Source organism: Chryseobacterium sp. T20 (genome assembly GCF_047345655.1).
In the GTDB taxonomy this organism is placed as follows: Bacteria; Bacteroidota; Bacteroidia; order Flavobacteriales; family Weeksellaceae; genus Chryseobacterium.
The window spans coordinates 410,151-423,375 of sequence record NZ_JBLFDU010000001.1 but is presented as its reverse complement, the minus strand read 5'-3'; the positions used below and the strand labels follow the sequence as shown (position 1 = coordinate 423,375).

8 protein-coding genes are annotated in these 13,225 nt (G+C 37.3%); 4 read left to right on the top strand and 4 right to left on the bottom strand.

Going from position 1 to position 13,225, the window contains the following annotated elements:
- The first annotated feature begins 38 nt into the window (after positions 1-38).
- The 4 genes from ACMA47_RS01875 to ACMA47_RS01860 all read left to right on the top strand — a co-directional run bounded on the left by ACMA47_RS01875 (position 39) and on the right by ACMA47_RS01860 (position 6,193).
- Positions 39-443, top strand: a complete 405-nt coding sequence (locus ACMA47_RS01875; RefSeq protein ID WP_034698481.1) for a hypothetical protein — start codon at positions 39-41, stop codon at positions 441-443.
- Positions 443-979, top strand: a complete 537-nt coding sequence (locus ACMA47_RS01870; protein WP_413928433.1) for a DUF922 domain-containing protein — start codon at positions 443-445, stop codon at positions 977-979. Before ACMA47_RS01875 ends, ACMA47_RS01870 begins: the two co-directional genes overlap by 1 nt.
- Positions 976-3,663: a PD-(D/E)XK nuclease family protein gene (locus ACMA47_RS01865; protein WP_413928432.1), complete on the top strand. Its 2,688-nt coding sequence runs from the start codon at positions 976-978 to the stop codon at positions 3,661-3,663. Before ACMA47_RS01870 ends, ACMA47_RS01865 begins: the two co-directional genes overlap by 4 nt.
- A gap of 166 nt (positions 3,664-3,829) precedes the next feature.
- The gene (locus ACMA47_RS01860) at positions 3,830-6,193 is read left to right on the top strand and encodes a patatin-like phospholipase family protein (RefSeq protein WP_413928431.1); all 2,364 of its coding nucleotides are present in this window, start codon (positions 3,830-3,832) and stop codon (positions 6,191-6,193) included.
- Between the two features lie 99 nt (positions 6,194-6,292).
- Here the strand turns inward: ACMA47_RS01860 and ACMA47_RS01855 are convergent, their stop codons facing one another.
- From ACMA47_RS01855 to ACMA47_RS01840, 4 genes are read right to left on the bottom strand one after another with little or no spacing between them, the layout of a single operon-like run.
- Positions 6,293-7,432, bottom strand: a complete 1,140-nt coding sequence (locus ACMA47_RS01855; RefSeq protein WP_413928970.1) for a cytochrome-c peroxidase — start codon at positions 7,430-7,432, stop codon at positions 6,293-6,295.
- Between the two features lie 7 nt (positions 7,433-7,439).
- The gene (locus ACMA47_RS01850) at positions 7,440-8,954 is read right to left on the bottom strand and encodes a DUF6850 family outer membrane beta-barrel protein (RefSeq protein WP_413928430.1); all 1,515 of its coding nucleotides are present in this window, start codon (positions 8,952-8,954) and stop codon (positions 7,440-7,442) included.
- A 1-nt stretch (position 8,955) separates the two neighbouring features.
- A complete protein-coding gene (locus ACMA47_RS01845; RefSeq protein ID WP_413928429.1) occupies positions 8,956-10,176 on the bottom strand; it encodes a DUF4876 domain-containing protein in 1,221 nt (406 codons plus the stop codon).
- Between the two features lie 21 nt (positions 10,177-10,197).
- On the bottom strand, positions 10,198-12,993 hold the full coding sequence (locus tag ACMA47_RS01840; RefSeq protein WP_413928428.1) for a TonB-dependent receptor plug domain-containing protein: 2,796 nt from the start codon (positions 12,991-12,993) through the stop codon (positions 10,198-10,200).
- Between the last annotated feature and the right edge of the window lie 232 nt (positions 12,994-13,225).

The window sequence follows — 13,225 nt, the reverse complement described above, 5'->3', positions numbered from 1 at the left end:
TTTGCTAATATTTGTTAATAATCAGAAAAGTAAAAGGTATGAAAAAACTTTTAAATATTGGATTTTCAGTATTCGTGTTAGGCGTGCTTCTGGTTTCGTGTGATGATGATGATTATCATACCATTGAATCTATTGGTAAAATCAAAATAGACAGCGTAAAAATTGTCAATGATACCATGGATGTTTTTGCAATACAGAGCATTAAAACTTATTCCACTTATCCGTCTCATTGTGAGGGTTTTTACGGATATGATTATGTTTACAATACCAATCTGGAAAGAACAGTTACTTCCTATAAATATATTACCAACGGACCTTGTACGCAAGGGAATTACGTGGGAGCGAATCAAATCAACTTCAGTCCTCAAAGAAAAGGTACTTATACTTTTAAATTCTGGAATGGAGGAAATAACTGGATCACGAAAACAATTGTAGTGGAATAATGAGATTGACTTTTGTATTATGTTTATTGGCAGCGCAGGCTGTATCCGGACAGAAAATTATCTGGGAAGAAGGCAAAAAATTAACATGGGATAACTTTAAAAGCCCGGTTAGCAAGAAAAAGAATCCTGATGTAGCAGCTTACACCCATTGTGGCTGGGAATTTTATTCTGAAAAATCTTCCGATCCAAAGGCGCCGGTTACGATTACCATCAAAACCCTGTTTCATGAAGATAAATCCTGGAAAGATGTCAAAAGAATGGATGATTATATTCTTCTTCATGAGCAAAAGCATTTTGATATTGCAGAATTATTTGTGAGAAAATTCAGAAAAGCTGTTGCTGAGAAAATTAAAAATTCTGGAGATTATAATAAATATTTCAAAGCCATTTATGACGGAATCGCTATTGATTATAAAAACTTTCAGATGTCCTATGACAGCGAAACCCGTCATGGAATTGATAAAGAAAAACAGAACGAATATAATCAGTTGATTTCTGAACAACTAGATAACTTAAAAAGCTATAAAACCCTTTGAAATTCCTCAATAAGATCATTCACGAACTGCTAGCACAAAACACTGACCTTTCTGCGTTTAATATTATTCTGCCCGGAAAACGTCCCATTGTGTTTATCAGACAGATTCTGGAGGAAAATAACTATTCAGGGTTTCTTCCCAACTTTTTTACCATCGAGGAGCTTATCAATAAAATAGCGGATCATCAGACTATTCAGGGGATTCCGTTGTGGCTTTTCTCTTTTGATGTGTACCGAAGTCTGAATCTTATCCCCAGAGATGATTTTTCCGATTTTCTGAAATGGTTTCCCACCTTACAGAAGGATTGGGATGATATTCTCAAATTTTCAGATAGCGATCAGGCAGTTCTGCAGTATATGTTTGATGAAGAAAGGATCAAAGAATGGGCTCAGGACCTTGGAGAGGATGATGATGTTCCAAGAAAAAAGTTTCTTAATTTCTGGCAGAATATGAGCGTTTTTCTCCCTGTACTCAAGGAGAGACTGCAGGAGAGAAACTGGGCAACTTCCGGAATGATTCACGAGGCGGCTAAAGCCAGGATTGCCGACTTTGCAAAAAATACCAAAGAAGAATTTGTTTTTTGTGGCTTCAATGCCTTTACTCCGGTAGAAGAAAAGCTTGTAAGAAGCCTTTTGCAGTGGAATAAAGCGCAGTGCTTCTTTCAGGCAGACCGCTATTATTTCGATGATGAGAGACAGGAGGCCGGAAAATTCCTTAGAAATCATAAAACATGGAAAGAATTTGATGATAACAGAGCTTTTCAATGGATAGAAGATGATTTTAACCAACCTAAAAAAATTAAGGTATACGAAGTGTCCGGGAATGTAACCCAGACCAAAGTACTGCCTGAGATCTTTAAAGAGATCAATAATAAAACCTACTCCAATACTGCGGTAGTGCTGCTGGATGAAAACCTTCTTCCTGCCAGTCTTGATGTGATGCATGGTGTTGATAATCTGAATATTACAATGGGATTCCCGTTGAAAAACTTATCTTTCTCCAATGCGGTGAAACGTCTTTTCTATCTGCAGAAACAATTGGAAAAAAACAAACTGTCTTATTATTACAGAGATGTTTTCCCCATTTTGGAAGAACTGCCCAAATCTGTAGAAGATGAACAGATTATCAATGATTTTAAAGCCAAAGTAGAAGAGAGGAATATTGTCTATATTTCCAGGAAACTTTTACATGAACTGCTGAGCGGGCTGTCTTATTATGGCCTTCTTCAAAAAGCAACAGGAACCAACGGCTATCTGGATATGCTTATTGAGTTCTGCCAGCAGGTAAAATGGCTTGATATAGACGATATTCAGTATGAGAATGTCTCTCACTTTGAAAATGCATTCAGAATCATCAAAAACCAGCTGACTCCCTATAATATTGAGATTAAAATGGAAACGCTGGAAATTCTGATCAATCAGCATATCAATTCTGAGAGCATTGACTTTCAGGGAGAACCTCTGAGAGGACTTCAGATCATGGGATTACTGGAAACGCGTCTTCTGAACTTTGAAAACGTTATTCTGCTTTCCGTAAACGAAGGAAAACTTCCGCTTGGAAACTCTCAGAATACCTATATTCCTTTTGATATCCGAAGGTTCTTTGATCTTCATACTTTTCTTGAAAATGACAGCATTTATGCCTATCACTTTTACAGACTGATTCAGGATGCGAAGAATGTACATTTACTTTACAATGCCTTAAGTTCCGGAGTCAATACCGGAGAGAAGAGCCGTTTCATTACCCAGATCGAAATGGAAAGTTCTCATGAGATCGAACATCTCATTATTGAAAATTCTTCTGAACCTATTGCCACCAAACCGATAGAAATTTCCAAGACACAAATTGTACAGGAACGTCTTCAAAAATGGAAGGAAAAAGTATCTGCTTCCCACCTGACGAGCTATCTTTACAATCCGATTGATTTCTACCTTTCCAAGATTTTAAATACTTCGGAAACAGATGAAATTGAAGAAGAGCTGTCGATAAAAAATTACGGAAATCTAGTCCATTATTCACTTCAAGAAGTGTATGAGGTGTTAAAGGGTAAGGTTTTAAAAGAAAGTGATTTAAAGAATTCAGTTAAAGCAGTAGATGAATATATAAATATTGCTATTGAAAAACTGAAGCACCAGCCGGAATTCTATGAAAAAGGAATGAATTACATCCATAAGGCCATTGCTAAAAAGGTTATTGAAAATGTGTTGAATCATGATCTTGAACTCATAAAGCAAGGCAATAAACTGGAGATTATTGACATTGAAAGGAGGTTCGAAAATATAGATTTTCCTCTCGATGGAAATGATAAAATTTCTTTCTTCGGATTCATTGACCGGATTGATAAGTTGAATGGTACTCTAAGAATTATTGATTACAAAACAGCGAAGATTAAAAATCTCAATGTAAAGATTGATCAGGATAATGTAGATGAATATTTTCATAACAGCGACAGAAAACAGGCGCTTCAGCTTTGTATCTATCATTACGTTGTTCAGCATCTTCCTGAGTTTTGGGGATTCCCGATTGAAACAGGAATATGGAGTTTTGCAGACGCCAAAAAGGGAATGGTTTCCTTACAGTTTGATAAAGGAAATATTGATGATGCCATGAAATCTGTTAAAAGCCTTATCCTGGAAATCCTTAATCCGGATATAAATTTCGTAGAAACTATAAAAACTTATTAAAAATTTTTACTTTTAATTGGGTTCAAATCTTTGTTTATTCTCGATGAATAGGCTGGATTAGAATTGTTTACTTTGTTGATAATGTAGATTATATGGCGTTTTTTTGTGTATCTTTACTGCTTGTTAAAACTTTTAAAGTTTACATCAGATACATTAAACACCATCAATGAAAAAGATCCTGATATTTTTAGCTATTGCTTTTTCTCTTATTGTCCAATCTCAGCAAAAGAATGATTCTCTGAATATTGCCCTTCAGAATGTAACTAAGGATACCAAATTTGGTCTTGCTCTCAGTGGTGGTGGCGCAAAAGGGTTTGCCCATATCGGAATTCTCAAGATGATTGATTCCTTGGGAATCAAAGTAGATTATATCACTGGAACCAGTATGGGAGGAATTCTGGGCGGATTGTATGCAATGGGATATAATGCAGACCAACTGAAGCATACGATCTATAAGATGGACTGGAACAGGATTCTGAGCAATAAAATTCCTTACAATAAAGTCAATATCAGTGAGAAAGACGAATATGACAAGTATATCCTTGAATTTCCTGTAGTGAAAGGATTTCCGACTCTTCCGAGTTCTTATATTGAAGGACAGTACATGGGAGAGGTTCTTAATACGCTTACTTTCAATGCCAAACATATCAACGATTTCAGCAAACTGAGAATCCCTGTTCAGCTTACTTCCTCCGATATTGAAAACGGTGGTCTGGTGATGCAGAAAGAAGGATCATTACCGTTGGCCATTCGTTCTACACTGGCCATTCCTGCTGCTTTTGCTCCTGTTTATATTGATGGGAAACTTTTGGTGGATGGTGGTTTGGACCGTAATTATCCGGCCAATGAAGTTCGTGAGATGGGTGCCGATTTTGTGATTGGAGGATACACGGGTTTCAGGCTTTTTACGAAAAAGGAGATTGAAAACCCGATGAAGATGATTTATCAGACTCATGCCATCCGTTCCGTGGAAGACTTTAAGCATCAAAAAGAACTCTCTAATATTCTCGTAGATTTTGTAGATCCATTGGGGGAAATTACCACGAAGGATTTTGCCAGATACAGAAAGATTATCAAAATAGGAGAGATTGAAGCGAGAAAACATCTTCCCGAGTTTGTTGCTCTGGCAGAGGCGCAGCGAAAAGCCGGAATTCAATATGAGCATACGATGATTGAAGAGGTGAAACTGCCTACCACAAAATTTACTTTTAACGAAGAAGACGGAACGCCTATTACTGACGCGGCAGAAATTGAAGTACTGAAAAAGCAGATGGGACTTACGGAAGGGAAGTATTACGATGCAAAAACGGTTAATGAAGCTATAGACCGTGTGTTTGGAATGCGTCAGTACGTTAAAGTGTATTATACCTACACGAATGCAAACGATGGTCTTGTGATGAATGTATTTGTGAAAAGAGCGAAAAAAGGGGCATTTAAACTGGCCTTACACTATGATACGGAGCAGTCCGTAGGAATCATTGTCAATTATACCTACAGAAATATTCTTCTGAACCGATCAAGATTTCTGGCAACAGTAGATATTTCCGAACGTTTCAAAGCGAAACTTGCTTATCAGCAGTTCCTGGATAGCGGAGAGCGTCTATGGCTGGATCTGGAGGCTAAGATGGTTCATCTTAAAAGTAATGACCTAAATTTCAGGTTGTATGATGTAAATGAAGATGGAGGTGATCGTTTTCCTAACCATATGTACCGTAATATAACCGGAAAGATTGCGCTGAATTATAATATCAACCCCAACGCCTATATATCATTGGGAACAGAATTCAGTACCGAAAGAATGTACAGCTTACTGGATAAGGTAGATCAATCGAAAGTAGATAATTACAGCAAGAAGCTGTATAATCACAGTAATTTCAATACTTTCCTGAAATTTGAACAGAACAATCTTAATAAAAGATATTTTACTACAAAAGGGAATCATCTGCAGGTGAGCACGAGATTTTATTACGGAGATCGGTATGAGCTTTATGATCTGAATACCGTGCAGCCTCTCCTGTATCTGATCCTTAACCCGAAAGAATCTTACTATTCTGAGCCTAAAAACCTTGTTTCATTCACATTGAATGAGAACTTTTTCTATCCCATCACGAGAAGACTGACCGTAAAAGCGAATGTGTTTTTGGGAACGAGTTTCGGTTCCAAGAAAGAAGATAAAGTTCCGTATTTGTTCCTGAATCAGAAATATAACCTGGGTGGGAGTGAATATAATTATGATCTGCTAAGCCCTGAATTCAACGGTCTTCGTCAGAAAGAACTTCCGATGACTTCTGTGGCTAAGGCTGCAATATCCTTTCAGTACAGAATTATGAAAAAACTCTATCTTACTCCATCATTCAGCTATGGAAAGGTGAGTGAAGAGTTTTCTCCTTTTAATGACAGTTTTGATATGTTTGGGTATGGATTGAACCTGGGCTACGAATCCCTGATCGGTCCTATCAGCATGAATATTTCCAGAAACAGTCAGCTTGATTTTTCAAGGATCTATTTCAGTATTGGCTTCAAATTTTAAACAAAACTTTTATCAATTTAGAAGATATTAAAAAATCCTTTTATCTAAAGTGCTTATTTAGATAAAAGGATTTACTGTTTATAAAATCAATTATTTAATCTATTTTCTTGGGATTTCCGGTCTTGGCATTTTGTAATAGCTTCCGGACATACTTTTTAAAAATGCTACAATAGCATCTATTTCCTGCTCATTCAGATGTAAAGGTTTTATCAGATGATCAGTGACCGGAAAATTAGGATCAGCTTTCTTTTCTTCCGGAGTAGGGTTAATCATCTGCATACCGCTGTTGTATAAGCTGACAACACCATGCATATCGTCCATCAGTCCGTTATGCATCCATGGAGCGGTATAGTCAAGATCTCTCAATGAAGGAGTTTTAAATTTGCCTGTATCATCAGAATTCTTGGTAATATGATAGAGACCCAGATCCTCATATTCCCGTTTGTAATAGGTGAGTCCTATATTGTGGAAAGATTCATCTGTAAGGTTTTTTCCGTAGTGGCAGTTCATGCACCTTGCCTTGGTACGGAACAGGTGCATTCCGTAGATTTCTTTGTCACTCATGGCTTTATAATCACCTTTGATGAATTTATCCAGTTTGCTGGGCTGGCTTCTGATGGTTCTTTGAAAAGTAGCCAGAGCTTTAGCGATTTTATCAAATGTAATCTTATCAGTTTGATAGACTTCTTTGAAAAGCTTCTTGTATTCTTTAAATTTTGAAAGTTTTCCGGCCAGTTTTTCCGGCTTCATATTCATTTCGTTATGAGCAGAAATAGGTCCTACGAGCTGTTCTTCCAATGTTTTGGCTCTTCCGTCCCAGAAATAGGATTGGCGGTCTGCAATATTGAAAAGAGAGGGTGTATTTCTTTTTCCCTGCAAATGATCGGTTCCCAGCGCCACTTCCTGACCGTCTGCCCAACCCAGTTCAGGGTTGTGACAACTGCTGCAGGATACCTGACTGGATTGTGACAGTTTGGGATCAAAAAACAGTTTTTTTCCAAGCATTACTTCGGGAAGCTCCTGTGTATCATAATAATTGGAATCCCATTCTATCGCTTCAAATTCTTTCCAGCTGACTTCTGCATCCACTGTAGGTTTGGGCCAGTATTTTACGGGTTTTTTATATTGTTCTACAGCCTCTCCATAATCTACCTTGTACTTTTGGAAGGTGTGCTGCATAAAAAACAAGGAAATTCCTCCAAGAACAACGGCTAATTTAATATCTGAAAATTTTATCATCATGTGTTTAAAATATACTTCCTATACTGATGGCAAACAAAGTATTACTGCCATTATTAAAATTACTGTAAATCATCTTGCCTCCTACGAAAGCATTTTTCACGACAGGGAAGTTAAAATGAAAATAAATATCAAGTTTTGCCTGCCAGAAATCCGAAGACTGGAAGGCATAGTTTTCCTGAAGCATCGTATTGATGGAAGGCTTTCCTGAATTGTTGAAAAGCGAATCTTTTTGATAGACATTGGTTGCTGAAAGTCCGGCTACAACAGACAAGGTCTGTAGATTTTCGAATGTTTTCAACCATTGATAATCCGCTCCATACATAAGCTTACTTAATTCTATTCTTGATACCGGACTGCTGTACTTTTCTTTTTCCCGAATCCATCCAAAGAAGGGAAGCAGAGACGATTTTGTTTTTTCATTGCCCATCTGTATAAGTCCTTTGAAAATAATAGTATTGATCTTATGGTTGTATTTTTCCACACTTCCAATCTGTATATAATTTCTTGAGTTCTCGTTAAGGAAAAGGTTTTCAGTTCCTCTTCTTTCCGTATTGTTTCCTTCTGCAGAAATTCCCCAGACTGTTTTCCCTGAATCAAAGAATTTTCCAGCCGAAAAGGTAAACTGCTGTTCATCAATTTTTGAGGCATTGAGGTCTGTGTATTCTGTCAATAATTTATCAAGATTAAACTTTTTAAGACCTATATTCAGATACCAGTTTCTGTTGTCTGCTTCAAAGATCTGTAAACCTCCTCCGTAAGACCAGCCTTCGTAATAGGCCTGACGAAGCTTTCCGGAAAGCAGCTCGTTGTAATTTCCCAGTCCGCTCATATTATAAATCATAGGATATCCCTGATTGCTGACAAAGCTCAGATAATGTTTTTGAGTATATTTTTCAGCATGTACATAAGCTCCGACTCTGAACTTCTCCAAGATCAGTTTATCAGCTCCCATTGCCAGAGAAAAATGAGCGGCAGTATTTTTCGGTCGTGGATCTGCATCTCGGTAACTCAATGTTGCCTGGTAACTTCCTGTAATCCCTAGAGTATAGGTATTGATTTTTTTAGAATAGCCTCCTGAAAAACTATAGTTTTCAAATTTCATATCACCACCCACACTGTCCGCTGCTACATAAGGGTAGATGAGGTCATAATCTGAATTTTCGTTCCATATCACCTGCTTATTTTTCCCTTGTGTGTAAGAAGCATTTCCCCAAATTGATGTTTTATCATCGAGTTTCTGTAAGCTGTACACTTCTGCGCCCCATAAGTTTTTTCCTTTTCCTTTTTGCTGCAGCTGATTGGGAGTGTTGCTTTTTTCTGTCAATATAGTAAAGGTTGTGATGCTGTGCTTCCTTGCTCCTGCATAACTGGCTGGATTAATGGTGAGACTGTTTTTAATAAGCCTTTCAAAGCTATATTCTTCGCGCACTTTCTCTTTGATAGTGTCATTGATCTGAGCATGCATTTTTATCCCCGAAAAGGTGGTGAGCAGGATCGATATGGAAAGAAAATATTTCATTTTAATTGAATAAAGATGGCTTTACACCATGTTCAAAGTCTGTAGTGGAGTTGTTGGTGTCTTTAAGGATATTTTTACCATTCATTGTTTTTCCTGTCACTTTTCTGCGGACAGCTTTTCCGAAACGGTTTTTATCTCCGTCAAAAGTAGTTACGGAAGACCATCCCATATCTAAAGAAGGTGACGTTACCAGCCATTGGAATGAATCCTGTACACTTAAATTAACGGCATCTGTAATCCATTCATTGGGGATTTTAACTGCTGTTCCATCCATAGGATATACATCACCGTTGATGGTAAGGTTATACGTGTAAGTATAAGAGTTTTGAGCAACCAAAGCTTCATTAGTCATTCCCTGAGGCATACGTGCCAATGCATAAGCGTAATATCCTTGGGTATGAATCACCATTTTTTCAAAAACATTCACCATTTTCGGAACGGCCGGATTGTCGATATCATCTGAGTCTTCCTTGAAAATCTGGAAATTGGCATTGGAAAGATTAATAGAAGAAGGATTAAAATCTTTATGATTAATAGCATCTTCTGCAATAATAATAGATTCTCCGGCTTTTACGGGATACATGGTTCCATTTCCCGGAATTCTGATGATAGCACCTGCAGATAGAGTAGTTCCCATGATATTAGGGCTGTAATCCTGTTTTTCATTGGTCATAAAACTGGATTGTATCAGCAGCATACCATCTGCATACAAAGTCTTGTCCGTATTATTGGTAATTTTAAAATACTGATCACCGAAATACATTGCTCCCTGCGGTGTTTTTGTTCCGGTAAAGAAAACTTCTTCAAGGATAAGATCACTGCTGTTACCTGATTTCAAAGAGAGATCCAGCGTTTTGCTGGTTTCATTACCATTGATAACGATTCCGTTCTGTACACCGGCAACTTTAGCTTCTACCGATCCGGAGCTGTCACCATATACAATGCTTCCTTCTGCAGTAATGTTATACGTTCCTGAAGGTAGAACAACCTGCAAAATATTGTTGTTTTTAAGCTCCTGAGTAATAGTAAATCCTGAATTTAATTCTTTGAAGCTGATTGTAAGATTTTTATACTCTTTAACCTGAATATTGTCCGGAACGACTTTAAGCTCCAGCTTTAATGAGGTTTTTGCTTCAGGAGCTTCATTGGAATCTGAAGAACAGGCTGTAATGGCAAATGCTGCACACAATACGAACAGTGTTCTTAATACATGTTTTAACATAATTTATTGAATTGAAATTGTTTATAAATTGAAATTGATTTCCATTCCGAAGTAGGGATCATAAGCTCCTTTTCTGTTGATGGTAAATCCGTTGATGTTGTAGGGTGTATAATAACTGAATAATCGGTTGGCAAACATGGAAACGACCACTGATTTATTTCTGAAGCTTTTGGTCACTTTCAGATTAAGATTCATTTCCATAGGTCTTCTGGTGGTATTGTATACATCCTCATTCTGAGCAATGATCAGGCTTTCCAGAATAGTTCCTTTTACTGAATCCGGGTTATAGGGGAGAACAGTACCATTCTGATCCACATAATGGCTTGGAATTCCGCTCATAGGAAGAATTTGTCTCGTAGAATACCAAGAAAACTGGAATGATGATGAAAAAACAAGATCCAGACGAGGGATATAAGTGTCCAGCATCAGATTGGTATTCAATACTTCATTCACCGAATTGGGTTCCATCCCTTCATATAATCCAAGATAAGGATAAGGTCTTCCGTTGATCAGTAAATCTCTTCCTCTGTATACGGGTAGACTGTTTCCATATTTTGTTCGGAACCAGGCTCCGTTTAAAGTAAATCTTGTATTGATCACGGGAATTCTGTTGGAAGAATATTGAAATTCAATCCCTTCTTTATCTACTTTGCTGCCATTTCGCTGAGTGGTATAGAGAAAGTTTTCATTCACTGTCTGGTAGGGAAGTGTATTCACATCCGGCGGGGAAGTGATGGCATCATGATTCAGTCCTGAAGTATCGTATTTTTTATACTGATACAAAGCATATTCATTCATAGAACGGAATGCATTACGCATATTTTCTTTGAAAACCGTCACAGACAGCTGATGTGTGCCGAGACTGAAATCTATTCTAGCTTCAAATTTTTCATTAACAGCGGGTTCTATATCTGGGTTTTGTGGATTGTAAATCAGGGTTTTATAATTGATTCTTCTGTAGTTTGGATTGTTGTGGAAATAATTAAGCTGTTGGATGTCTTTATAAATGAGTTCCGGATACAGAAGATTGAGATCCGGGAATAGACTTTGCTTACCATATCCTAATGTTAAAGCTAAAGTTGCTTTTTTGTTCATCCAGTCAAAAGAGGGAAGTTCCCATTGAAAATTGGCTCTGGGATCTGCATACCACTTTCCGTTCATTTTGAAGAAAGAGGGTAAATTCAGCATGGTGTTTCCTCTTAATCCTAAGGCCAGTGTAAGTTTATGCTTACCTGCATTCAATGAGTTGATAGACTCCAGAAACAGGGCTGAAGTCATATAAGCAGGAATATCACGATACGCACGTGGCCTGAAGGTAGCTTTGGGATCAATAGGTCTGTAGATGTCAAATAATTGTCCTTTGCCCCAGTTTTTACTCATTTGCCAGTCGAATCCGGCATTGAACTCATGCGTCATCGATTGAGAATTAAATTGAAAATTATTGATCATTTTAACAAACAGATCAAGAGGTTTTCCATCTACTGTATAATTTGAAATGTAGCGTGGTTCAGGGTAGTAGCCATCATATTCTCCTTCGATCCTGGATAGGGGAAAGGCCGTTGCATTTTCAAGCTGGATAAACTTAGTTTGTTTTATTTTGTCAAATCTTTGGTTAACCGTTGCCTGAATTTCGGTGGAACGGTAGAAGGACGGTTCGTTTTTAGTATAATTGAATACATTGGAAAGGCTTAGAAAATGGTTATTCACTTCATAAGAGTTCAGTTCGGACAAGTCAATATCTGGATCAGATTTTGAACCGTCCAATGAGCCTGTGTAGCTGAGATTACTTTGCCATTTTGCCGTTCCATGATCATATTTTTTTTCTTTCATGATACCAAGATGGGCGGTGATTCTTTTATAGCTTTCCAATCGGTCTCTTGGATCGGTCTTTGCATTCAGATAATCCAGTCCTGTATTGATTTTCAGATCTTTTTCTTTATTTTCAAAACCTTTGCTCACGGCAAAGAGTTTGCTGTAACCGTCTGCTTTAAATCTTGCCTTCCATTTTGTATAGCCGGATTTGTTGGTAATTTTTACAATTCCTGAGGTAAGATTTCCATAGACCACAGAAGGAATTCCACGAAGAACTTCTACACTTTCAATCTGATCTGTAGAAATGGTTCGCATATCAACACCACTGTTTACTGTAAGCCTTCGCTTCAGTCCGTTATTGGTTTTGTCTAAAAAATCATAGGAATACTGAAGATTTGCATTAGAATTTAAAGGAGCACCATCCACCAAAAATGTAGTTCCCATGGAAGAAGTATTGTAATCAGTACCAGGCCTTCCGGTTTCACGGAGACTGATTTTGTTGGCCTGATTAAGAACAGGATCATTGGATCTTCCACCTGGGAGAAGTTCTAGAAGATCGGAAAAACTTGACGGCTGCAAATGCTGCATAGCCCGCTGATTAATGATGGAAGAAGAGGTAAGCCCTTTTCCTTCTTTGGCAGTAATCACCACTTCTTCGATGGAGTTGAGTTTCTCCTGAACCGGTAAGATGAATGTTTCTGTTTTTGTTACAGATATCTTACCGGAATATCCAAGGATCCCATTTTTCCAGGCTTCTGCTTTATATTTTCCGGGAATCAATGAAATTACTGCTATTCCTTTTTCATTCGTAGAAACTGAATAGGAATTTTTGTCGTTGTAGATCTTGATTTCAGAACCATTGATTAAGTTTGAATCAAGACTTTTTATTTCAAAAGTGATGGTGAATTGTAAGTTTTGTGACTTGACGGTTGTAATCGTAATAATAAAAATAAGAAAACTTAAAAATCGGATCCTCAAACGGAATAGGGAGTCATGATGTACCATCTGGCATTATTCTTTCGGCAAAAGTAGTAGCCTCAGTGTAAGTTTGCTAATTTTATTTAGAATAATTCAAAATAAATGACAAGAATCATTTATGTTATTTTAATGTAATTTTTGTGAAAAGTTAAAAATGGATGTTGTAAAATGATAAATAATAATGGATTACGTAATTTTTAGTATTTTAAGATGAAATTTATCTCCAATTATTTTTAGTGGAGTTATTGTAATTGCTCAT

Bases quoted from the DNA above. Each gene is read 5' to 3' on its own strand.
- ACMA47_RS01875 (WP_034698481.1), top strand. From the start codon at position 39: ATGAAAAAACTTTTAAATATTGGATTTTCAGTATTCGTGTTAGGCGTG.
- ACMA47_RS01870 (WP_413928433.1), top strand. From the start codon at position 443: ATGAGATTGACTTTTGTATTATGTTTATTGGCAGCGCAGGCTGTATCC.
- ACMA47_RS01860 (WP_413928431.1), top strand. From the start codon at position 3,830: ATGAAAAAGATCCTGATATTTTTAGCTATTGCTTTTTCTCTTATTGTC.
- ACMA47_RS01855 (WP_413928970.1), bottom strand. From the start codon at position 7,432: ATGATAAAATTTTCAGATATTAAATTAGCCGTTGTTCTTGGAGGAATT.
- ACMA47_RS01850 (WP_413928430.1), bottom strand. From the start codon at position 8,954: ATGAAATATTTTCTTTCCATATCGATCCTGCTCACCACCTTTTCGGGG.
- ACMA47_RS01845 (WP_413928429.1), bottom strand. From the start codon at position 10,176: ATGTTAAAACATGTATTAAGAACACTGTTCGTATTGTGTGCAGCATTT.
- ACMA47_RS01840 (WP_413928428.1), bottom strand. From the start codon at position 12,993: ATGGTACATCATGACTCCCTATTCCGTTTGAGGATCCGATTTTTAAGT.